The sequence below is a fragment of the Lichenicola cladoniae genome (genome assembly GCF_013201075.1).
Taxonomy (GTDB): domain Bacteria; phylum Pseudomonadota; class Alphaproteobacteria; order Acetobacterales; family Acetobacteraceae; genus Lichenicola; species Lichenicola cladoniae.
Genome location: NZ_CP053708.1, coordinates 2,237,501 through 2,259,132, shown reverse-complemented (window position 1 = coordinate 2,259,132; position 21,632 = coordinate 2,237,501). Strand labels below are relative to the sequence as shown.

18 protein-coding genes, 1 tRNA gene and 2 rRNA genes (1 of these 21 cut by a window edge) are annotated in these 21,632 nt (G+C 64.9%); 16 read left to right on the top strand and 5 right to left on the bottom strand.

All coding sequences use genetic code 11. The features are described 5' to 3' along the window. The 9 genes from nuoG (at position 1) to HN018_RS10460 (ending at position 10,482) form a co-directional block, all read left to right on the top strand. The gene (gene nuoG, locus HN018_RS10500; RefSeq protein ID WP_171837256.1) at positions 1-2,697 is read left to right on the top strand and encodes an NADH-quinone oxidoreductase subunit NuoG; all 2,697 of its coding nucleotides are present in this window, start codon (positions 1-3) and stop codon (positions 2,695-2,697) included. Then, complete coding sequence (nuoH, locus tag HN018_RS10495; RefSeq protein WP_171837255.1) at positions 2,694-3,650, top strand: NADH-quinone oxidoreductase subunit NuoH; 957 nt, start codon at positions 2,694-2,696, stop codon at positions 3,648-3,650. Before nuoG ends, nuoH begins: the two co-directional genes overlap by 4 nt. 11 nt (positions 3,651-3,661) lie before the next feature. Further along, positions 3,662-4,174, top strand: coding sequence for an NADH-quinone oxidoreductase subunit NuoI (gene nuoI, locus HN018_RS10490; protein WP_171837254.1), 513 nt, complete (start codon positions 3,662-3,664; stop codon positions 4,172-4,174). A 6-nt stretch (positions 4,175-4,180) separates the two neighbouring features. Then, positions 4,181-4,681, top strand: coding sequence for an NADH-quinone oxidoreductase subunit J (nuoJ, locus tag HN018_RS10485; RefSeq protein WP_171837253.1), 501 nt, complete (start codon positions 4,181-4,183; stop codon positions 4,679-4,681). A 4-nt stretch (positions 4,682-4,685) separates the two neighbouring features. Then, on the top strand, positions 4,686-4,994 hold the full coding sequence (gene nuoK / locus HN018_RS10480) for an NADH-quinone oxidoreductase subunit NuoK (protein ID WP_171837252.1): 309 nt from the start codon (positions 4,686-4,688) through the stop codon (positions 4,992-4,994). 3 nt (positions 4,995-4,997) lie between these two features. Further along, entirely contained in the window at positions 4,998-6,863 is a 1,866-nt protein-coding gene (nuoL, locus tag HN018_RS10475; protein WP_171837251.1) for an NADH-quinone oxidoreductase subunit L, read from the top strand. Beyond that, positions 6,860-8,389 (top strand): complex I subunit 4 family protein, encoded by a 1,530-nt coding sequence (locus HN018_RS10470; RefSeq protein WP_171837250.1) that lies wholly within the window; start codon positions 6,860-6,862, stop codon positions 8,387-8,389. Before nuoL ends, HN018_RS10470 begins: the two co-directional genes overlap by 4 nt. Further along, positions 8,386-9,903 carry an NADH-quinone oxidoreductase subunit N gene (locus HN018_RS10465; RefSeq protein WP_171837249.1) on the top strand — a complete coding sequence of 506 codons (1,518 nt, stop codon included), beginning with the start codon at positions 8,386-8,388 and terminating at the stop codon, positions 9,901-9,903. Before HN018_RS10470 ends, HN018_RS10465 begins: the two co-directional genes overlap by 4 nt. Positions 9,904-10,002: 99 nt before the next feature. Further along, positions 10,003-10,482 (top strand): CBS domain-containing protein, encoded by a 480-nt coding sequence (locus tag HN018_RS10460; protein WP_171837248.1) that lies wholly within the window; start codon positions 10,003-10,005, stop codon positions 10,480-10,482. A gap of 59 nt (positions 10,483-10,541) precedes the next feature. Here HN018_RS10460 and HN018_RS10455 read toward each other — a convergent pair whose 3' ends face one another. Further along, positions 10,542-11,477 (bottom strand): 2-hydroxyacid dehydrogenase, encoded by a 936-nt coding sequence (locus HN018_RS10455; RefSeq protein WP_171837247.1) that lies wholly within the window; start codon positions 11,475-11,477, stop codon positions 10,542-10,544. A 13-nt stretch (positions 11,478-11,490) separates the two neighbouring features. After that, positions 11,491-12,267, bottom strand: coding sequence for an SDR family oxidoreductase (locus tag HN018_RS10450; protein ID WP_171837246.1), 777 nt, complete (start codon positions 12,265-12,267; stop codon positions 11,491-11,493). A 168-nt stretch (positions 12,268-12,435) separates the two neighbouring features. On the opposite strand from HN018_RS10450, the gene HN018_RS10445 reads away from it, so the two are divergent. The 7 genes from HN018_RS10445 to HN018_RS10415 are packed head-to-tail and all read left to right on the top strand — an operon-like array spanning position 12,436 to position 20,065. After that, complete coding sequence (locus HN018_RS10445; RefSeq protein ID WP_171837245.1) at positions 12,436-13,491, top strand: L-idonate 5-dehydrogenase; 1,056 nt, start codon at positions 12,436-12,438, stop codon at positions 13,489-13,491. Between the two features lie 29 nt (positions 13,492-13,520). After that, positions 13,521-15,077 (top strand): sugar ABC transporter ATP-binding protein, encoded by a 1,557-nt coding sequence (locus HN018_RS10440; protein ID WP_171837244.1) that lies wholly within the window; start codon positions 13,521-13,523, stop codon positions 15,075-15,077. Continuing rightward, a complete protein-coding gene (locus HN018_RS10435; RefSeq protein WP_171837243.1) occupies positions 15,074-16,141 on the top strand; it encodes an ABC transporter permease in 1,068 nt (355 codons plus the stop codon). Before HN018_RS10440 ends, HN018_RS10435 begins: the two co-directional genes overlap by 4 nt. 40 nt (positions 16,142-16,181) lie before the next feature. Beyond that, positions 16,182-17,303, top strand: a complete 1,122-nt coding sequence (locus HN018_RS10430; RefSeq protein WP_171837242.1) for a substrate-binding domain-containing protein — start codon at positions 16,182-16,184, stop codon at positions 17,301-17,303. 3 nt (positions 17,304-17,306) lie between these two features. Beyond that, entirely contained in the window at positions 17,307-18,230 is a 924-nt protein-coding gene (locus HN018_RS10425) for an SMP-30/gluconolactonase/LRE family protein (protein ID WP_171837241.1), read from the top strand. Between the two features lie 3 nt (positions 18,231-18,233). Next, complete coding sequence (locus HN018_RS10420; RefSeq protein ID WP_239479199.1) at positions 18,234-19,277, top strand: LacI family DNA-binding transcriptional regulator; 1,044 nt, start codon at positions 18,234-18,236, stop codon at positions 19,275-19,277. 14 nt (positions 19,278-19,291) lie between these two features. Next, positions 19,292-20,065 (top strand): SDR family oxidoreductase, encoded by a 774-nt coding sequence (locus tag HN018_RS10415; protein WP_171837240.1) that lies wholly within the window; start codon positions 19,292-19,294, stop codon positions 20,063-20,065. A gap of 57 nt (positions 20,066-20,122) precedes the next feature. On the opposite strand, the gene HN018_RS10410 is transcribed toward HN018_RS10415, so the two are convergent. From HN018_RS10410 to HN018_RS10400, 3 genes are all read right to left on the bottom strand, one after another. After that, positions 20,123-20,199: transfer RNA gene (locus tag HN018_RS10410), tRNA-Met, on the bottom strand. Between the two features lie 49 nt (positions 20,200-20,248). After that, positions 20,249-20,364, bottom strand: a 5S ribosomal RNA gene (rrf, locus tag HN018_RS10405). A 151-nt stretch (positions 20,365-20,515) separates the two neighbouring features. Then, positions 20,516-21,632 (bottom strand): 23S ribosomal RNA (locus HN018_RS10400); it runs 1,626 nt beyond the window's last position.

Genomic DNA, 21,632 nt, shown 5'->3' with positions numbered 1-21,632 from the left:
ATGGCAATCATCCATATCGACGGCAAGGACTTCGAGGCAAAGCCGGATACCAACCTGTTGCAGGCCTGCCTGTCCGCCGGCAGCGACCTTCCGTATTTCTGCTGGCATCCGGAACTGGGTTCGGTCGGCGCCTGCCGCCAGTGCGCCGTCAAGCAGTTCAGCGGCCCCGACGACACGCGCGGCCGCATCGTGATGGCGTGCATGACGCCGGTGACGGAAGGCGCGCGGCTCTCGATCAAGGACGATGAAGCCACCGATTTCCGCTCGAGCGTGGTCGAGTGGCTGATGACCAACCACCCGCATGATTGCCCGGTCTGCGAGGAAGGCGGCGAATGCCACCTGCAGGACATGACGGTGATGACCGGGCACAAGAACCGCCGCTACCGCTTCACCAAGCGCACCCACCGCAATCAGGATCTGGGCCCGTTCGTCAAGCACGAGATGAACCGCTGCATCGCCTGCTATCGCTGCGTCCGCTTCTATCGCGACTATGCCGGCGGGCAGGACCTGGCCGCGTTCGCCTCGAACAACAGCGTGTTTTTCGGTCGCCACGAGAGCGGCACCCTGGAAAGCGATTTCAGCGGAAATCTGGTCGAGGTCTGCCCGACCGGCGTGTTCACCGACAAGCCGTTCTCCGCCAACTATGCCCGGAAGTGGGACATGCGCGGCGCACCCTCGGTGTGCGTGCATTGCGCGGTCGGCTGCAACACCATGGTCAACGAGCGCGCCGGCATCGTTCGGCGCGTGCTGAACCGTTACAACGGCGAGGTCAATCGCTACTTCCTGTGCGATCGCGGACGCTTCGGCTATGGCTTCGTCAACGTTGCCGAACGCGTGCGCACGCCGCTGCTGCGCGATGCATCGGGTATGCTGCAGCCGATCGACATGTCCGACGCGGTGCAGCGTTTTGCCGATGCGTTGCGTGAAGGTCAGGTCATCGGCATCGGCTCGCCGCGCGCGTCGCTTGAGGCGAACTTCGCCCTGCAGACCCTGGTCGGGCGGGCGCATTTCCATCTCGGCGTGTCGGACCTCGAACAGACCCTGCTCGAAACGACGCTGGACATCCTGCGCTCGAATCCCGCCGCCATCACGACCCTGCAGCAGGCCGAGCAGTCGGACGCGGTGCTCGTGCTCGGCGAGGATGTCTGCAAGACCGCACCGCGCCTTGGGCTGGCCTTGCGGCAATCAGTGCGGCAGGCCTCGTTCGAGGCGGCAAACGAGGCCAAGGTGCCGCTCTGGCTCGACGCCGCGGTCCGCACCCTCGGCGACGATGTGCGGTCCCCGCTGTTCCAGCTGACCCCGGCCTCGACCGATCTCGATCCGGTCTCCACCCTCTGCGTGCACCTGGCCCCGGACGACATCGTCCGCCTCGGCGCTGCGATCGCGCACCGGATCGATCCTGGGGCCCGTGCGGCACCGGCGCTGCCGGACGCGCTGGCGCAGCAGGCCGACCTGATCGCCGGCGCGCTGCTGGCGGCGAAACGGCCGCTGATCGTCAGCGGCACCGAATGCGGCTCGCCGGCGATGATGAACGCCGCCGCCGACATCGCGCGTGCGCTGCACCGCACCCGGCCCGATGCGCGGCTGAGCCTGACGATGCCTGAGTGCAACAGCATGGGACTGGCGATGCTGGGCGGAGAGCGCCTGGCCGCCGCGATCGAGGCGCTCGTCAGCGGTGCCGCCCGGACGGTGATCGTGCTGGAAAACGACCTCTTCCGCCGCGTGCCCAACGAGCAACTGGCGGACGCGATGCAGAGTGCGGCCCGGGTCGTGGTGCTGGACCATCTGCAGAGCGCGACTTCGGAACTGGCCGACCTGGTTCTCCCGGCCGCCAGCTTTGCCGAGACCGACGGCACCCTTGTCAGCAGCGAGGGCCGGGCACAACGCTTCTTCCAGGCGAGCTATCCTGCAGCGCCGATCCAGGATTCATGGCGCTGGCTGCGTGATGCGGCGCGCGCCGCCGGGCGCAACGAGGATTTCTCCTGGGCCAACCTGGATGACGTCATCGCGGCCCTTGGCGTAGCCCATCCCGCGCTTGCCGCCGTGCGCGATGCGGCCCCGGGTGCCACCTTCCGGATCAAGGGCGCACGCATCCGCAGCGAGACGCATCGGTTCAGCGGACGCACCGCGTCGCAGGCCAACGTCAGCGTGCGCGACCGCATGCCGGAAACCAGTGCCGACGCGCCCCTCAGCTCGACCATGGAGGGCTTCTACGGCGACATGCCGGCAGCCCTGCGCCCGTTCTATTGGGCACCATCCTGGAACTCGGTGCAGTCGCTGAACAAGTTCCAGGAGGAGGTTGGCGGTCCGCTCCAGGGCGGCGACCCCGGCATCAGGCTGCTGGACGCGACACCCGCCGCGGGCGCCTATCACCCGGTCGTTCCGGTGGCGTTCCTGGCACGCGACGACGAGTTGCTGGTCCTGCCGGCCGGCCGGCTGTTCGGCTCGGAAGAACTGAGCGACCGGTCGCCGTCCTGCAAATCCCGCATCGCCCCGCCGTCGCTTTCGGTGTCGGCCGCCATGCACGCAAGGCTCGGTGACACGATACGGCTCACGCTGGATGGCACCGGCCATTCGGTGGCAGTCGTCACCGACCCCAGCCTGCCGGACGGCGTGGCCCGGTATCCCGCTCATGCAGCCCCATTCACGGCGTTCGATGCGCCGCAATGGGCCCCGATCGCCTCGGGTGCCGCATGACCATCGGGTTCGGGATCTTCCAGATCATCGTCAGCCTGTTCGTGCTGCTGAGCACGGCGGCCTTCCTCACCTGGGTCGAGCGCCGGCTGCTAGCCGTCTGGCAGGACCGCTACGGACCTAACCGGGTCGGCCCGTTCGGACTGCTGCAGGCGGTCGCCGACGGGGTAAAGATGCTGTTCAAACAGGACTGGACGCCCCCGTTCGCTGACCGCCCGGTGTTCGTGCTGGCGCCGGCGATCGGCATGGTGACGGTGCTGCTCGGCTTCGCCGTGATCCCGGTCACCTCCGGCTGGAGCCTGGCCGGCGGCCTCAATGTCGGGGTGCTGTTCTTCCTCGCGATGACCTCGCTCGGCGTCTACAGCGTCGTGCTGGCCGGGTGGGCCTCGAACAACAAGTTCGCCCTGCTCGGCGGCATGCGCGCCGCGGCGCAGATGGTCAGCTACGAGGTGTTCATGGGCCTCTCGCTGCTCGGCACCGTCATGCTGGCGCATTCCTTCAGTCTGAGCGACATCGTGCTGGCGCAGACTCATCTCTGGTTCATCGTGCCGCAGTTCCTCGGCTTCGTGACGTTCCTGCTGGCCGGCATCGCCGAGACGCATCGCCTGCCGTTCGACCTGCCGGAAGGCGAGAACGAACTCGGCGCCGGCTTCCATACCGAATACTCCGGCATGAAGTTCGGCATGTTCTTCATCGCCGAATATGCCGGCATCGTGCTGATCGCCGCGATGGTTACCACCCTGTTCCTCGGTGGCTGGCTCGGCCCGGTGCTGCCGCCGCTGGTCTGGTTCGTGCTGAAAACCGGAGTGCTGATCTGTTTCTTCATCCTGTTGCGGGCAGCCTTGCCGCGGCCCCGCTACGACCAGCTGATGGCATTCGGCTGGAAAGTCCTGTTGCCGGTTTGTCTCCTGAACGTCGCCGTAACTGGCGCGGTGATGCTTCTCGTCTCGCCCTAGGATCTTCCGCAATGCTCAGCTCCGTGCGCACGCTCTGGCTGACTTTCCTGCACATGTTCCACCGTCGCGAGACGGTGCAATATCCCGAACAGAAACCCTATCTGTCGCCGCGCTACCGAGGCCGGATCATCCTCTCCCGCGACCCGGACGGCGCAGAGCGCTGCGTCTCCTGCAATCTCTGCGCGGCGGTCTGCCCGGTCGACTGCATAAGCCTGCAAAAGACCGAGGACCAGGGCCGCTGGTATCCCGAATATTTCCGGATCAACTTCTCCCGCTGCATCTTCTGCGGCCTGTGCGAGGAGGCCTGCCCGACCTACGCCATCCAGCTCACCCCCGATTTCGAGATGAGCGAATACGAGCGCCCCAACCTCGTCTATGAAAAAGAGGATTTGCTGATCAGTGGAACCGGCAAATACCCGGACTATAATTTCTACCGGATCGCCGGAATGGCCGTGCCCGGCAAGGACAAGGGCACGGCCGAACGCGAGGACCCGCCGGTCGACATCCACAGCCTGCTGCCGTGACGTGCGATGAACCTGCTCTTCACGCTCAGCGCCATCGTCGCCGTGATCTCGACGACCATGGTCATCACCCGCACCGTCACCGTGCATGCGCTGCTGTATCTCATCGTGTCGCTGCTGGCGGTGGCCACCATCTTCTACACGCTCGGCGCGCCGTTCGCGGCGGCCCTTGAGATCATCATCTATGCCGGCGCGATCATGATCCTGTTCGTGTTCGTCATCATGATGCTCAACATCGATGCCGACGACGCGGCCCGCGAGAATGCCTGGCTGGCACCGAGCAGCTGGGCCGGCCCGGCGCTGCTGGCCGCCGTGCTCGGCGCCGAGCTGCTCTATGCCGGGGTGATGGGACGCGGCGAAGCGACTGGTGTCGCGATGGTCGGGCCACAGCAGGTCGGGCTGGCCCTATTCGGGCCGTACCTGCTCGCCGTCGAGCTATCCTCGATCCTGTTGCTCGCCGGCCTGATCAGCGCTTTCCATCTTGGCCGCGAGAGCGGCAGGGGGACATGACATCATGGGCACCGTCTCGCCGCAGAACGCCATCCTGCTCGCCGCAATCCTGTTCGCGCTCGGTCTCGCCGGGGTCCTGATCCGGCGCAACCTGATCTTCATGCTGATGTCGATCGAGATCATGCTGAACGCGACCGGCCTTGCCTTCGTCGCCGGTGGCGCCCGCTGGGGCCAGCCCGACGGGCAGATCATGTTCCTGCTGGTGCTGACGCTGGCCGCTGCCGAGATCTCGGTCGGACTGGCCTTGATCCTTCTGCTGCAGACGCGGCGACCAACGCTCGATTCCGACACCGGCAACACCCTGAGGGGATGAACGATGCACGCGCTGCTCGCCTTCGTCCTGATCTTCCCGCTGCTCGGAAGCGTGATCCTGATGCTGGGTGGCCGACGGCTCGGCACGGACGGCGTACGCATCGTCGGTGTCGGCTCGGTCGGCATCGCGGCAATCCTGGCCTGCATCGTCGCGACCACGCAGTTGGCGCCTGGCGGCGCGGTGACGCCGTTCGACCTGACCCTGTGGCACTGGATGCGGATCGGCTCGTTCGCCCCCGACGTGGCGCTGCGTCTCGACGGGCTGTCGCTGGCGATGATGCTGGTCATCACCGTGATCGGGTTCCTGATCCATCTGTATGCCTCGGCCTACATGGATGGCGATGCCGGCTATGCCCGGTTCTTCGCCTACATGAACCTGTTCGTTGCTGCGATGCTGCTGCTCGTGCTCGCGAACGATCTTCTGGCGCTCTATGTCGGATGGGAAGGCGTCGGTCTGTGCAGCTACCTGCTGATCGGCTTCTGGTACGACGATCCCGCCAACGGCCGTGCCGCACGCAAGGCGTTCATCGTCACCCGCATCGGTGACACCGCACTCATCACCGGCCTGTTCCTGCTGGCGACGCAGTTCGGCACGCTGTCGATCCAGCCGCTGATGCAACAGGCGGCGACCGCCTGGCCGCAGGGCAGCCTGATGCCGACGGTCGCGGCGTTCCTGTTGCTGGGCGGCGCACTCGGAAAGTCGGCACAACTCCCGTTGCAGACCTGGCTGGTCGATGCGATGGCCGGGCCGACACCGGTATCGGCCTTGATCCACGCTGCAACGATGGTGACCGCTGGCGTCTACCTGATCGCGCGCACCCATGTGCTGTTCGCGCTGGCTCCGGACGCGATGCTGGCGACCGGTGCGATCGGGGCAATCACGCTGCTGCTGTCCGGCGCCAGTGCGCTCGTCCAGACCGACATCAAGCGCATCCTCGCCTACTCGACGATCAGCCAGATCGGCTACATGTTCCTGGCGCTGGGCGTCGGCGCCTGGGATGCGGCGATCTTCCATCTGGTGACGCACGCCTTCTTCAAGGCGCTGCTGTTCCTGTCGGCTGGTGCCATCATCCTGCGCCTGCACCATGAGCAGGACATCTTCAGGATGGGCGGCCTGCGCCGGAGCATGCCCGGCGTGTTCTGGTGCTTCCTGATCGGCAGCGCATCGTTGGCCGCACTGCCGCTGATCACCGCCGGCTTCTACAGCAAGGAGGCGATCCTGCAGGGCGCCTGGAACGGTGGTGCCGCGGGCCGGGTGCTCTGGTGCGCCGGTCTGGTCGGCGCGTTCCTCACCGCGCTCTACATCTTCCGCGCCTTCTTCATCGTGTTCCTCGGACCGGTGCGTACCGTCCCGCACGGCGTGACCGGCTGGCGGATCGGGCTGCCGCTCGGCGTGTTGTCGGTGCTCGCCCTCATCGGTGGCTTCCTGCAGACGCCGGCGCTGTTCGGCTCCAGTGCCATCATGTCGCACCTGCTCGGCGGCGTGTTCGGTGTCACCGCCGAGACTGTCGGTGAGTCCGCCTGGCCGCTGGTGGTCGCCTCGCTGGTGCCGCTGGTCGGGATCGGGCTGGCCTGGCGGCGGTTCTCGTCGCAGGCCGAACTCTCTCCGAGCCAGACTGCCACGGCCCGCCTGCTTCGCACCGGATGGGGCTTCGATACGCTCTACGACACGGTCATCGTCGGCCCGCTGCTCTGGCTGGTGCACATCAACCGCGACGACATCATCGACCGCTTCTACGAGGGCATCGCCGTTGCCACCCGCCATGCCCACGATGCGCTGCGGCTCACCCAGACCGGACGCGTCCGCTGGTACGCAGGCTGGGTCGCCGCCGGCTCGATCACCGCTCTTGCGATCGGATTATTCGCATGATGCTTCCCCTGCTCATCATCGTCCCGCTACTGGGCGCGCTGATCGCGTGTCTCGGGGGCGCCAGCCGTTCAAACTGGCCGCGCTGGCTGACGATCGGCTCCCTGGTGGTCGATGCCGGCTTGCTGACCGCCCTGTCCGTCGCCACCCCGGATCCCGGACTGCGCGCCGGCTGGCTCGCGCATTTCTCGTCGCCCTGGATCCCGCAGCTCGGTATCGGCCTGCGGCTCGACATGGACGGACTCAGCCTGCTGCTGCTCTGGCTGACGCTGGCGCTTTCGGTCGTCAGCGTGGTGATCTCGTGGAAGGAGATCACCGAGCATGTCGGCTTCTTCCACGTATGCCTGCTGGCCACGACATCCGGCGTGATCGGCGTATTCCTTTCGACCGACCTGTTCCTGTTCTTCTTCTTCTGGGAGATCATGCTGGTCCCGATGTATTTCCTCGTCGCCATCTGGGGTCACGAGCGCCGGGTGCATGCGGCGATCAAGTTCTTCCTGTTCACCCAGGGCAGCGGCCTGCTGATGCTGCTGGCAATCTTCGGGCTGGTGTTCGCGCACCGCCAGGCGACCGGGCAGTTCACCTTCGACTACTTCCAGCTGCTCGGCACCTACATGCCGCCCGGCACCGAGATGCTGCTCATGCTCGGCTTCTTCATCGCGTTCGCGGTGAAGCTGCCGGTGGTGCCGTTTCATAGCTGGCTGCCCGACACCCACACCCAGGCGCCGACCGCCGGCAGCGTGCTGCTTGCCGGCATCCTGCTGAAGACCGGCGCCTATGGCCTGATCCGGTTCACCGTGCCGCTGTTCCCCGATGCGGCACGGTTGTTCACGCCGGTGGCGCTGGCGCTCGGCGTGATCGGCATCCTGTACGGCGCCCTGCTGGCGATGGCGCAGACCGACATGAAGCGGCTGGTCGCCTACAGCAGCGTCAGCCATCTCGGCTTCGTCCTGCTCGGTATCTTTGCCTGGAACGGCCTCGCCCTGCAGGGCGTGGTCATCCAGATGATCGCGCACGGCATCAGCACCGGCGCGTTGTTCATCCTGGTGGGCACGTTGCAGGACCGGCTGCACACCCGCGACCTGCGCAGGATGGGCGGTCTCTGGCACAGCGCGCCGCATTTCTCGGCGATCTTCCTGTTCTTCGGCGTGGCGTCGCTCGGGCTCCCCGGCCTCGGCAACTTCGTCGGCGAGTTCCTGACCCTGCTCGGCACCTACCGGGTCAGTCCTCCCGCCGCGATCCTCGGCGCCGTCGGGCTGGTGATGGCGGCGGTCTACGTCCTGATGCTGGTGCAGCGCAGCCTGCTCGGACCGAGCCAGCCCGGCGCGGTGATCACCGACCTGTCCCGCCGCCACATGGCGGTGATGGCGGTGATGATCGTGGCCATCATCGCCGTGGGCGTGCTGCCGCAGCCGATCATCAACGTGGCGGCCTCGTCGCTCGACCATCTGGTTCCATCGACACAGGTCGCCGCCACCGCGCGTCCGGTCGTGCTCAGCCAGGCAAACACCCGGGAGACACTGCCATGACCATGACCATCGCAGACCTCGTGGCGCTGTTGCCGATGATCGTGCTGTCGGGCGGCACCGTCGTGCTGATGGCCGGGATCGCCTTTCGCCGCTCGAACGGACTGGCCGCCTGGTTGACCGGCCTGTGCCTGCTCGTATCGCTGGCCTGCCTCTGGCCCGCATCCGGCAGCCTGCCGGTCCGGGTGCCCCCGCTGTTCCTGATCGACGGCTACTTCACCTTCGCCACCGCCCTCGTGCTGTTGTCGTCGCTCGCGGTGCTGCTGCTGTCGCACGGCTATGTCGGCGCCCTGCGATCCAGCCCGGCGGATGAATATTACCTGCTGCTCCTGATCGCGACGCTCGGGGCCGTGGTCATGCTGGGCAGCGACCATTTCGCCACCTTCTTCCTCGGGCTTGAGACCCTGAGCGTGGCACTGCTGGGCCTGATCGCCTACCCGCGGCATCGCCCGGATGCCACCGAAGCCGGCATGAAATACCTGGTGCTGGCCGGGACATCGTCGGCGTTCCTGCTGTTCGGTATCGCCCTGATCTATGCGGCCCAAGGCACCTTGTCTTTTTCCGCGGCCGGCTCCGGTGCCGGACACACTGTCGGTGTGTATCGGCTCGTCGCCTCGGCACTGATCCTGACCGGCATCGGCTACAAGCTGTCGATCGTGCCGTTCCACATGTGGGCCCCGGATGTCTACGAGGGCGCGCCGGCCCCGGTTGGCGGGTTCATCGCGGTGATCTCCAAGCTGTCGGTGTTCACCGTGCTGATGCGTTACTTCGTGGCAGGCCCTGGGCGAATGGACCATGCGGCGATGTCGGCGATCGCCGTCTTCGCGATCCTGTCGATGGTCGCGGGAAATCTCCTGGCACTCGGCCAGGACAATCTGAAGCGGATCCTGGCCTATTCCTCGATCGCGCATCTCGGCTATCTGCTGGTCGCGTTCCTGTCGCCCGAGACGTTCGGCATCGCGGCGTCGAGCTACTACCTCGCCGCCTACGCGGTCACCACGCTCGGCGCATTCGGCGTCATCGGCATCCTGTCCGATCCCGCGGCGCCGCACGACGTGGCGGAAATCGACGCTTATCGAGGGCTGTTCTGGCGCAGGCCATGGCTCGCCGGCATCCTGACCCTGATGCTGATCTCGCTTGCCGGCATCCCGCCGACCATGGGCTTCATCGCCAAGGCCTACGTCATGACCGCCGGCGTCGGCAGCCACCTCACCCTGCCCCTGATCGCGCTTATTCTGGGCAGCATCATCGGCCTCTATTATTACCTGCGGATCGTGGTCGTGATGGCGATGCCGGTGTCCGACCGTCTCGGCGATCGCACCGTCTTTCCAACCCGCTTCAGCGGCGTTGCAACACTCGGTGTCCTGGCAGTGCTGGTCGTTGTTCTCGGTCTCGTGCCATCGATGCTGATCGCGCCGATACAACATGCCGACCCACGCATGAATTCAGAATTTGTCCATGCTGCAACTGCGTCCTCTCTTTTAAGTGATCGGAAGCTCGGCTCGCACTCGGAATAAACGCGCCGATGGCGAATGACGAGGACTATACTACGGCTTCCGTTGCCGGCGCGGCTAGAACCGGTGTTGTTCCTTAAGAGAACTGCAAAGGAGGTAGTCATGTCGACTTCGATCCGTACCATCCTCGGTCGTAAGGGTTGGGGAGTGACCACGGTTTATCCGGACGATACTCTTCTGGCTGTCGTCGATACCTTGACGTCCAACCATATCGGCGCCGTCGTCGTCCAGGATCGAAGCGGCCAGCTTCTCGGGCTTCTATCTGAGCGCGAAGTGGTCAAGGGTTTGTCCGAGCATCATGACGAGGTGACCGAGCTGACAGCCGCCGATCTCATGTCGCTCGACATGCCGACGCTCACCGGCGATGCAACCGTCACCCAGGCAATGCAACTCATGACCCTGCATCGGCATCGGCATATCCCGGTCTGTGAGGACGGCAAGCTTGTCGGCCTGATCAGCATCGGCGACGTCGTGAAGCACCGGCTCGAGGAAAGCGATCTCGCCGTCGAAGAGATGCGCGCCTACGTCATGCAGTGCGACCCGCACGAGGCCACGACCGGGCAGCGTTACGCAGCGCGGTAACTGATCGAACGTCCGCTCCCGCGTGGTCGATCCACCGGGAGCGGCATTGGAGCGGATGGTCAGACCACCGCTGTCGGTAGGTCCGCGTTCGCGAAGAACGCGTCGAGATTTTCCAGCATTAGCTTTCCCATCGCATCGCGCGTCTCCGCGGTGGCGCTCCCGACATGCGGTGCCAGCGACACGTTCGCCATCGTAAACAACGCTTCCGGCGCATTCGGCTCGTCATCGAACACGTCGAGACCGGCGCCCCAGATTTTGTGCGTCGCGAGTGCTTCTACCAGCGCCGGCTCATCGATGATCGAACCACGGGCCACATTGATCAGAACGCCTTGCGGTCCAAGTGCCTCCAGCACCGACGCATCGACCAGACCCCTCGTCGCGCCGGACGCGGCCGTGGCGATGAACAGGACGTCCGACGCAGCGGCAAGATCATGCAGCTTCGCATGATAGCGATGCGCGCTCTGCTTCGGGTTCGGCCCGGTATAGGCGATGCTGCCGCCGAACCCGGCCAGGCGTGCAGCGATCCCCTGCCCGATCCGGCCCAGCCCGACTATGCCGTATCGCAGGCCCGATGCCCGCCGGGCGAGCGACGGCTGCGAGGTCGGCCATAACCCATCCCGCACATGTCGTTCCGCCGCGGGCAGCTGCCGCATGACGTTGAGCATCAGCGCGATCGCCAGATCCGCGACATCGTCGGTCAGCACATCGGGGGTGTTGGTGACCCGAACCCCGAGACGTCGCATCGCATCGAGATCGACGCGATCGTAGCCGACACCGTTGATCGCCACGATCCCAAGCGACGGCAGGCGTTCGGCCATTGCGGTCTCGATGCCCAAATGGCCGCCGGTGACGACTGCCCGCACCGTGGCACCGTGCTCCGACAACCAGGCGTCGGGATCGGCAATGCCGGTCCACCTGGACACATCGTAGCGCGCATCCAGTACCGCCTGCGTCGCCGGCAGGACACCACAAAGCTGAAGCAGTTTTTCAGGCATGATCGAAAACCCCTTAAAGAACCGACAACACGCCGCCATCGACATAGATGACCTGGCCGTTCACGAAATCCGACGCGCTGGACGCAAGAAACACCGCTGTGCCGCAGAGTTCCTCGACCTTGCCCCAGCGGCCGGCCGGCGTCCGCTTGCAGAGCCAGGCGTGAAACTCCGGATCGTCACGCAGTTTACGATTGAGTTCCGTCTCGAAATATCCCGGCCCGATCGCGTTGATCTGCAGGCCGTGGCGTGCCCAATCCGCGCACATGCCTTTCGTCAGCATCTTCACCGCCCCCTTCGACGCCGTATACGGCGCGATGGTCGAACGCGCCGCCTCGCTCTGCAGGCTGGCGATGTTGATGATCTTGCCATGCCCGCGGGGGATCATCCGTTTGGCGACCGCCTGGCCCACGAAGAAGACGCTGTCCAGATTGGTGCGCATGACCTCGCGCCAGGTCTCGACCGGAAACTCGTCCAGGGGCTGGCGTCTCTGGATCCCGGCATTGTTGACCAGGATCTCGATCGGCCCGGCCTCCTGCTCGATCCGCGCGATACCGGCCTCCACCGCGTCCGGATCGGTCACGTCGAACAGGCCGAGCCCGTAGCCCGGTGCGACGCAAGCTGCCCCTATCCTGACAGCGGCGTCCGCCAGTGCATCCGGCCGCCGGCCGTTCAGCACGATCCTGGCGCCAGCATCGGCCAGGCCCCTGGCGAGTGCGAAGCCGATCCCCTGGCTCGAGCCGGTCACCAGGGCAAGCCGCCCGGCCAGGTTGAAGGCATTGGTTCCGCTCATGGAACATCCTTATGCAGCCTCGGCATTTCGAGGCGGGCCGCGTCGTCCGGGCGGATGCCGACAAATGGGCTTCCGTCGTCGCGCACAAACTGGCATAGCGATGTGCACGGTCACACTGCAAGAGCTGGAGCGATAATCCGGCCTGGACAATGACCTCGGGGGAGAAACATGTTTGCTGCCGTGCTGCACGGTGCGCATGATCTGCGCGTCGAACATCGGGATGATCGTGCCCTGTTGCCGGGCGAGGCGCGCGTCCGCGTTGCCTGTGGTGGCATTTGCGGCTCCGACCTGTCCTATTTCAACAAGGGCGGCGTCGGCGACTTTCGCATACGCGAACCGCTGACCCTGGGGCACGAAGTATCCGGCACGGTAATCGAACTGGCTCCGCAGGCGGACCTCCCCGCACGCGCCGGTGTCTCGGTCGGTACCCGGGTGGCGATCAACCCGAGCCGCCCCTGTCTCCAGTGCCGTTACTGCCGCGAGGGCCGCGGCAATCTCTGCCGCAATATGCGTTTCCTCGGCAGTGCCGCTCTGATGCCGCACGTGCAAGGCGGCTTCAGCGAAAACGTCGTGGTGCGGTCGGACCAATGCGTACCGGTGCCGGACTCCATGTCATACCGCGTCGCCGCCTGCGCTGAACCACTGGCGGTGGCACTTCATGCCGTATCGCGGGCCGGCACCATGGTCGGGCGCCAGGTGCTGATCGCCGGCGCGGGTCCGATCGGGCTGCTATGCCTCGCCGCCAGCCTGCATGCGGGCGCCGCCGGCGTGACCATCACCGACCTCTGCGATCCCCCGCTGCAGGTGGCCCGTGCGATGGGTGCCGCGAGCACAATCAACATCCTGGCCGATCCGGAAGGCCTCGATCGCGAAGCCCGGCAGCAGGACGGCTTCGACATCGCCATAGAGGCGACCGGCGCCGCCGCCTCGGTCAGCCAGTTGCCGCTGCTGGTGCGTCCGGGAGGGCGCATCGTCCAGCTCGGCATGTTGCCGCCCGGTGCGGTGCCGTTGCCGGTCAATTTGCTGATGGCGCGCGAGATCGACATGGTCGGTTCGTTCCGCTTCCACGACGCGTTCGACATCGCGGTCGCGGCGCTGTCGAGCGGACGGATCGATATTATCCCGATCCTGTCCGCAAGCTTCCCGCTCCGGGATGCGCCGGAAGCTTTCGTGCTGGCTGCCGACCGGCAGCGCGCCATCAAGGTGCATCTCGACATCACCTGAACCGGTACGCAGCGGGGAGACATCGCACCATGGATCAAGCCGGGCCGCCACTTCTCGAGTTCAGGAGCGTCAGCAAGCGGTTTGGCGGCACGCTCGCCGTCGACGATGTGTCGATCGGCCTGAACCATGGCGAGATCCTGGCGCTGCTGGGCGAGAACGGCGCGGGCAAGTCGACGCTGATCAAGATGCTCGCGGGCATTCATGTGCCTGATGGCGGCCAGATCCTGTTTCGCGGCCAGCCGTACCGGCACCTCGCCGCCCGGAAGGGCAGCCACCAGTCGGTTGCGTTCATCCACCAGGATCTCGGCCTGATCGACTGGATGACGGTGGCGGAGAACATAGCGCTCGGGGTCGGCTACAAGCGCCGCCACGGCCTGATCTCGTGGAGCGCATCGCGGAAGCAGGCGCTGTCCGTGCTTCATCTGATGAGTGCCGACATCGATCCGGATGCCCGCATCATGCATCTCTCCCGCACCGAACGGTCCCTGGTGGCCATCGGGCGGGCGCTTGCGGCCCAGGCCGAAGTGCTGGTGCTTGACGAACCGACCGCCAGCCTGCCTGCCGACGAGGTACACCGGCTGCTGGCCGTGCTCCGCGAACTGCGGCTGAGCGGGATCGGCATGATCTACGTCTCGCACCGGCTCGACGAGGTGTTCCAGGTCGCCGACGAGGTCGCGGTGCTGCGGGACGGCAGGCTGGTCGGCCGCAAGACCGTCGCGGAGACCAACCCGACCGATCTCGTCACGATGATCGTCGGCCGGCCGCCGGAGCAGCTGTTCCGGGGACCGGGCCCGGTGTCCGGCGAGACCTGCCTGGTCCTGGACCGGCTGGTGGTCGACGAAACCGGCCCGGTCAGCCTGACCCTGGCCCGTGGCGAGATCGTCGGTCTGGTCGGGCTGCGCGGTGCCGGACAGGACGCCATCGGCCGGGCGCTGTTCGGCTCGCGAAGCATCGACGCCGGCAGCATCAGCCTGCACGGACGCCCGTACCAGCCGCGGACCCCGTCCGACGCGATGGGAGCCGGCGTTGGGCTGGTCGCGGGCGACAGGGTCGCCGAGAGCCTCGGCATGCCGCTCAGCGTGAGAGAGAACCTGTTCCTGAACCCGGGCGCGCTGGGCCACCGGCTGTTCAGCCTGCGCCTGCCGTCGTCCGAGCGGTCCGACTGCGTCGCCGCCGGGGCACGCATGAGCCTGCGTCCCAACGATCCAAGGCGCCCGGTGGAAACCCTGTCCGGCGGCAACCAGCAGAAGGTGGTGCTGGCACGCTGGCTCGGCATCGCCAGTCACCTGCTGATCCTGGAGGAACCGACCGCGGGAGTCGATGTCGGCGCCAAGGCGGAGATCTACGCCCTGCTGCAGCAGGCGCTTTCGAGCGGGCTGTCGATCATCGTCGTTGCGACCGACTTCGAGGAGGTCGCTGCCATCTGTCACCGGGCCCTGGTGTTCAGCCAGGGTTCGGTGGTGGCCGAGATCGCCCGCGACGATTTGTCGGTGCAGAGCCTGCTCCAGGCGGCATCCGCCGGTGGTTCATGTCACCCGCCCGGATCGCCCGAAACCCACGTTCGAACCGAAGGATTTCAGCTATGACGTCGTTGAAATCCACTGCACTGGAGCCGGTGCGGGGTAGCCTGAGAGGATTACCGCTCGGCCGGCGCATCGCCGGATTGCTGCCGGTCTATGGGCTTGTGGTCCTCACGGTGCTGCTCGCCGTGCTGTTCTCGGTCATCCTGCCCGACACCTTTCCGACCTGGCTGAACGTGCGCTCGATCCTGGGCGACAAGGCGGTCGTGGCGATGCTTTCCCTCGCCGCCACCGTCCCGATGATGACCGGCAAGATCGATCTTACGGTCGGTTACGGCGTGGTGCTCTGGCACATCCTGGCCATCTCCCTACAGGTCGCCGGAGTGCCGTGGCCGCTCGCCGTCGTGATCGTGCTGGCACTGGGGGTGTTGTTCGGCCTGCTCAATGGGTTGCTGGTCGAGGTGGCGCAGATCGACAGCTTCATCGCCACACTCGGCACCGGCACGCTGACCTATGCGATCGCGCTCTGGTGGACCGGCGGCCGGCAAGTGATCGGCCATCTGCCGCAATCGTTCTTCGAGCTCGACATCGCCCGGATCGCCGGGATCCCGATCCCGGCCTTCTACGTGCTCGGCCTCGCCGCAGTTCTCTGGGTGATCTCCACGTACACGCCGCTTGGCCGCTATCTGTATGCGATCGGCGCCAATCCGCGCGCCGCCGAGCTGAACGGCATCTCCACCCGCCGCTACGTGATGCTGGCCTTCATGACGTCGGGCCTGATCACCGCCTTTGCCGGTGTCGTGCTGGCGGCACGGCTGCGGGTCGGCCAGGCCAGCGTTGGCCTTGAGTTCCTGTTGCCGGCGCTGGTCGGCGCGTTTCTGGGCTCCACGACGATCAACCCAGGCCGCGTCAACATCTGGGGCACGGTCGTCGGCGTGGTGATCCTGGCGATCGGGATCTCCGGGATCGAGCAGCTGGGCGGCGCCTTCTGGGTCGAGCCCGCCTTCAACGGCGCCACCCTGCTGATCGCCATCGGACTTGCCGGCTGGACGGGACGGCGACGCGGCATGGCGCGGCTCGTCCGTCCTGCGCCCAAGCCCGCTCCGGCCGGATCACTGCCTACTGATTAAACCGGCACTGCGCAAAGCAGGCCAAAACGGGAGAAACATCATGACCAGACATCATCCGTCACGCCGTTACGCCGGGATCGCGATCTCGACAGGACTTGGGCTGGTCGCACTTGGTCGGCCCGCTCATGCGGACGACACCCTCGTCCGTGCACAGGCCGTCGTTACGGCTGCCACGAATCCTTCCGTCACCTGGACCGGACCAACGACCGGGCCGAAGGCAGTTGCCGGCAAGACTGTCATCTACGTGGCCGCCGACCTGCGCAACGGCGGCATCCAGGAGAACGGCGACGGGGTGAAGGAGGCTGGCAAGGCGATCGGCTGGACCATCCGCGTGCTCGACGGCCAGGGCAGCGTTTCGGGCATCCATTCCGCATTCAGCCAGGCCATGGCATTGAAGCCGAACGGGATCGTCATAGGTGGTTACGATGTGGTCCAGAACGCGGCCGACATCGCCCGGGCGGAAGAGGCCGGGATCACCATCATGGCCTGGCACGGCGGCCCGAAGCCCGGTCCGATGCCGGAATACAAAGTGGTCAGCAACATCGGCAGCGACAGTTCGCAGGTAGCGAAGGTCGCAGCGGACTATGCAATCGCGCAAAGCGGCGGAAAGGCCGGCGTAGTGATCTTTACCGACAGCGCCTATGCGATTGCACTGGCGAAGGCGCAGATGATGCGCGACGAAATCAAGACCTGTCCCGGATGTACCGTGCTGTCGTTCGAGGATACGCCGCTGGCGGATACCTCGACGCGCATGTCGCAGTTGACCACCGCGTTGCTGCAGCGGTTCGGCGCCAAATGGACCTACACGCTGGCGATCAACGATCTGTACTACGACTTCATCGGACCGCCTCTGATCTCCGCCGGACGTGACGCCGCCGGACCGCCGGCAAATATCAGCGCCGGCGATGGCAGCAACTCCGCCTACGAGCGCATCCGGAGCGGCCAGTTCCAGGCAGCGACGGTGCCCGAACCATTGCTGCTGCAGGGCTGGCAGGTGATCGACGAGATGAACCGCAGCTTCGCCGGGCAGCCGGCCTCCGGCTACGTCGCGCCGGTGCATCTGGTCACGATCAAGAACGTCGACCTGGATGGCGGCAAGAAGGACATCTACGATCCCGACAACAACTACCGCGCGGCGTACAAAAAGATCTGGGGACGCTGAGCGGTGGAAATATTCGAGACATTCGACAAGCGGTTTTCGAGCTACATCCACTTCAATGCCGGACTGGAGCGCATTGCCGAAGGTTGCCGCTGGACCGAAGGGCCGGTCTGGTTCGGCGATGCAGGATGCCTGCTGTTCAGCGATATTCCGAACAACCGCATCCTGCGATGGATCGAGGGACAGGGCGTTTCGGTCTATCGCCAGCCTAGCCAATTTGCCAATGGCGGCACCCGCGATCTGCAGGGACGGTTGATTTCATGCCTGCACGGCGCACGCTCGGTGGTTCGTACGGAACATGACGGGCGCATCACCACACTGGTCGACCGCTACGATGGCAGGAGGCTGAACTCGCCGAATGACGTTGTCGTCAAGTCGGACGGTTCGATCTGGTTTACCGATCCTCATTACGGGATCGCGATGGATTATGAAGGCGAGCGTGCCGTGGAAGAAGTGCCCTGCCAGATCTACAGGCTTGATGCGGGCGGCCGGCTGGACGTCGTGAGCGACGCGTTCGCCTGTCCGAACGGACTGTGTTTTTCGCCCGACGAGAAACAGCTTTATGTTTCCGATACCGGGCGCATGAACGACAAGTCGGTCGAACGACAGATCAGTGTTTTCGATGTCCTCGACGCAGGAACCGGTCGCGTTGGCGAGAAGCGGCCGTTCTACGCGCCTTCGGTCGGCGCATCGGACGGGTTCCGGTGCGACGAGGATGGAAATATATGGACCAGCGCTGGCGACGGCGTGCATTGCGTCAGCCCGCAAGGCGAGTTGCTGGGCAAGATCCGGTTGGCAAACCCGGTTTCCAACGTGGTGTTCGGCGGCAGGCACCGTAGCAGATTGTTCATCTGTGCGAGCAGCGAGGTCTATGCGCTGTATCTGAACCGTCGTGGCAGCTCCCTTCCGAACACTGACGGCCTGGGCTGATCCTTGACCAGGCCGGCCGGACGCAAGGCCACCCTGCGGGATGTATCGCTGCTGGCCGGCGTGTCGCGGATGACGGTGACGCGCGTGTTCATCCGCCCGGATCATGTGCTGCCGGAAACCCGCGAGCGGGTGCAAAGGGCGGTTCTGGAACTCGGATACGTGCCGGACCGTGCGGCTGGTAGCCTCGCCACGCAGCGAAGCGGCTTTGTCGGACTGGTGCTGCCCACGTTGTCGAACGGCAATTTCGCAGCGATGGTCGAAGGCCTGACCGAAGCCTTGCGGACGGCCGGATACGAACTGCTGATCGGCTACACCAGCTACAGCGTGGCCGAGGAAGAAAGACAGGTGCACACGGTGCTTTCCAGGCGCCCGGAAGCGCTGGTGCTGGCCGCATCGGCGCACAGCGCGACCATGCGGCGGCAAGTGGCGCAGGCGTGTATCCCGGTTGTCGAGGTTGCTGAACTGCCGGACGATCCGATCGGCCACGTCATCGGCTTTTCCAATTATGCGATCGGTCGTGCGGCGGGCGACTTCCTGGCCGGGCTCGGCCACAAGCGTATTGCCGCCATCGGAGCGTCGTCGGATGGCGAACGCAGGGATCTGCGTGGCGAGGCGCGCCTGCATGGCTTCACCGATGCTCTGCTTGCCGCCAAGCTTCCGGCAGATATGGTCCGTATGGAGGGTGATATTCCCTTCTCGTTTACCGAGGGTGCACGGATCATGGCCAGGCTGCTCGACGAGGCGGCGCCGCCGGATGCGGTATTCGCGGTGTCCGACCTGGCCGCGGTCGGTGTGCTGATGGAATGCCGGCGACGAAACATCGATGTTCCCCACGACATGTCGCTGCTCGGTTTCGGTGATTTCGAGATCGGGCAGCAGATGGTTCCGGCCCTGAGTACGATCGCCGTGGATTTCGACGATCTCGGCCGGCGCACCGGCGAGCTGGTCGCAGAGCTGCTTCAGCACGATGACCCCAGTGGGATCGCACGAACCGACGTTGGCTTCACCTTGATCCCGCGTGGTACGACGCGCGCATCCGTGCCTTAGGAAGGACGACCAGAATGACAGCTCAGAATGCCGATACCGGGACCAGTCGGGTTGCCCTGGTCACCGGAGCCGGAAGCGGCATTGGCCGGGCGGTCACGCTGGCACTCCTGCAGGACGGCTGGTCGGTGGTCCTTGCCGGACGTCGGATGGAGACCCTCCAGGAAACGATAGGCCAGGCCGGCGACGCGACCCGTACGCTCGCCTGCGCGGCCGACGTCGCCGATCCGAATTCTGTCGACAGGTTGTTCGCGACGATCCAGGCCGAGTTCGGGCGGCTCGACCTGCTGTTCAACAACGCCGGGATCAACGTGCCCGGCGTTCCGTTCGAAGATCTGCGGCTCGAGGACTGGAACAGCGTCGTTTCCGTCAACCTGACGGGCATCTTCCTATGCGCGCAGGGTGCATTCCGGATGATGAAGGCGCAGATGCCCCGCGGCGGCAGGATCATCAATAACGGATCGATCTCGGCGCACGCGCCTCGCCCGGATTCGGCTCCGTATACGGTCACGAAGCATGGCGTTACGGGACTGACCAAGACGCTCTCGCTGGATGGCCGCGCTTTCGATATTGCCTGCGGCCAGATCGACATCGGCAATGCAGCAACTGCATTGGCAGCCAGGATGCAGACCGGTGCCAAACAGGCGGCCGGCCATATCGCGGTGGAGCCGATGATGGACGTGAAGGATGTCGGCCGCACTGTCGTGCTGATGGCGTCGTTACCGCTCGGCACCAACATCCCGTTTCTGACGGTGATGGCAAATGCGATGCCGTTCTTAGGGCGTGGCTAGGACTAACGACGAACCCCCCGAACCTTACGGTGCGGGGGGTTCGTCGCTATGTTCATTTGGTTGCGGGGACAGGATTTGAACCTGTGACCTTCAGGTTATGAGCCTGACGAGCTACCGGGCTGCTCCACCCCGCGTGGGTGATGTGATTGCTGCATGGAGGATGCGGCTTGGTTTGTTTGGAAGACCTGGCGGCGACCGACTTTCCCGCATCTTAAGATGCAGTATCATAGGCGCTGGGGGTTTTCACGGCCGAGTTCGGGATGGGATCGGGTGGATCATTCCCCGCCATGGCCACCAGGTCGTCCGAGCAAACTTGGTATGTTTGATGGGACGTGTGGGGGTTGGTGCGTGTGCGTGTTGTCGTTTGGTCGTGTGTGTGAGTAGCAGTTCTGGTGTTGTGGATGATTTCTATGCATGTGGTTTTGGGATTGCATTGCTGCGGTCCCGGTTATGATTGAGCCTATTGGGCGATTAGGACCAGTTAGCTGAGGGCATTACTGCCCGTATACATCTGGCCTATCAACGTGATGGTCTATCACGGCCCTCGGGGAGACCTGGTTTTGAGGTAAGTTTCTCGCTTAGATGCTTTCAGCGATTATCTTTTCCATACGTAGCTACCCGGCGGTGCCACTGGCGTGACAACCGGTGCACCAGAGGTATGTCCATCCCGGTCCTCTCGTACTAGGGACAGCTCCTCTCAAGTCTCCAACACCCACGGCAGATAGGGACCGAACTGTCTCACGACGTTCTAAACCCAGCTCACGTACCACTTTAATCGGCGAACAGCCGAACCCTTGGGACCTGCTCCAGCCCCAGGATGTGATGAGCCGACATCGAGGTGCCAAACCTCCCCGTCGATGTGGACTCTTGGGGGAGATCAGCCTGTTATCCCTAGAGTACCTTTTATCCGTTGAGCGATGGCCCTTCCACGCGGGACCACCGGATCACTATGGCCGACTTTCGTCTCTGCTCGAACTGTCGCTCTCGCAGTCAGGCGGGCTTATGCCATTGCACTCAACAGTCGATGTCCGACCGACTTGAGCCCACCATCGCGCGCCTCCGTTACACTTTAGGAGGCGACCGCCCCAGTCAAACTGCCCACCATGCAGGGTCCCGGTCCAGGCTGACTGGACGCGGTTAGACATCAGAAAAATTCAGGGTGGTATTTCAAGGATGGCTCCACACGAGCTGGCGCCCATGCTTCATAGCCTCCCACCTATCCTACACAGCATTTTCCTGATGCCACTGCAAAGCTACAGTAAAGGTTCATAGGGTCTTTCCGTCTGACCGCGGGTACCCCGCATCTTCACGGGGAATTCAATTTCGCTGAGCCGATGCTGGAGACAGCGGGGAAGTCGTTACGCCATTCGTGCAGGTCGGAACTTACCCGACAAGGAATTTCGCTACCTTAGGACCGTTATAGTTACGGCCGCCGTTTACCGGGGCTTCAATTCAGTGCTTGCACACCTCCTCTTAACCTTCCGGCACCGGGCAGGCGTCAGACCCTATACGTCGTCTCTCGACTTCGCAGAGCCCTGTGTTTTTACTAAACAGTCGCTACCCCCTG

Coding starts and splice junctions, on each gene's coding strand:
- nuoG (WP_171837256.1), top strand. CDS start 1: ATGGCAATCATCCATATCGACGGCAAGGACTTCGAGGCAAAGCCGGAT.
- nuoH (WP_171837255.1), top strand. CDS start 2,694: ATGACCATCGGGTTCGGGATCTTCCAGATCATCGTCAGCCTGTTCGTG.
- nuoI (WP_171837254.1), top strand. CDS start 3,662: ATGCTCAGCTCCGTGCGCACGCTCTGGCTGACTTTCCTGCACATGTTC.
- nuoJ (WP_171837253.1), top strand. CDS start 4,181: ATGAACCTGCTCTTCACGCTCAGCGCCATCGTCGCCGTGATCTCGACG.
- nuoK (WP_171837252.1), top strand. CDS start 4,686: ATGGGCACCGTCTCGCCGCAGAACGCCATCCTGCTCGCCGCAATCCTG.
- nuoL (WP_171837251.1), top strand. CDS start 4,998: ATGCACGCGCTGCTCGCCTTCGTCCTGATCTTCCCGCTGCTCGGAAGC.
- HN018_RS10470 (WP_171837250.1), top strand. CDS start 6,860: ATGATGCTTCCCCTGCTCATCATCGTCCCGCTACTGGGCGCGCTGATC.
- HN018_RS10465 (WP_171837249.1), top strand. CDS start 8,386: ATGACCATGACCATCGCAGACCTCGTGGCGCTGTTGCCGATGATCGTG.
- HN018_RS10460 (WP_171837248.1), top strand. CDS start 10,003: ATGTCGACTTCGATCCGTACCATCCTCGGTCGTAAGGGTTGGGGAGTG.
- HN018_RS10455 (WP_171837247.1), bottom strand. CDS start 11,477: ATGCCTGAAAAACTGCTTCAGCTTTGTGGTGTCCTGCCGGCGACGCAG.
- HN018_RS10450 (WP_171837246.1), bottom strand. CDS start 12,267: ATGAGCGGAACCAATGCCTTCAACCTGGCCGGGCGGCTTGCCCTGGTG.
- HN018_RS10445 (WP_171837245.1), top strand. CDS start 12,436: ATGTTTGCTGCCGTGCTGCACGGTGCGCATGATCTGCGCGTCGAACAT.
- HN018_RS10440 (WP_171837244.1), top strand. CDS start 13,521: ATGGATCAAGCCGGGCCGCCACTTCTCGAGTTCAGGAGCGTCAGCAAG.
- HN018_RS10435 (WP_171837243.1), top strand. CDS start 15,074: ATGACGTCGTTGAAATCCACTGCACTGGAGCCGGTGCGGGGTAGCCTG.
- HN018_RS10430 (WP_171837242.1), top strand. CDS start 16,182: ATGACCAGACATCATCCGTCACGCCGTTACGCCGGGATCGCGATCTCG.
- HN018_RS10415 (WP_171837240.1), top strand. CDS start 19,292: ATGACAGCTCAGAATGCCGATACCGGGACCAGTCGGGTTGCCCTGGTC.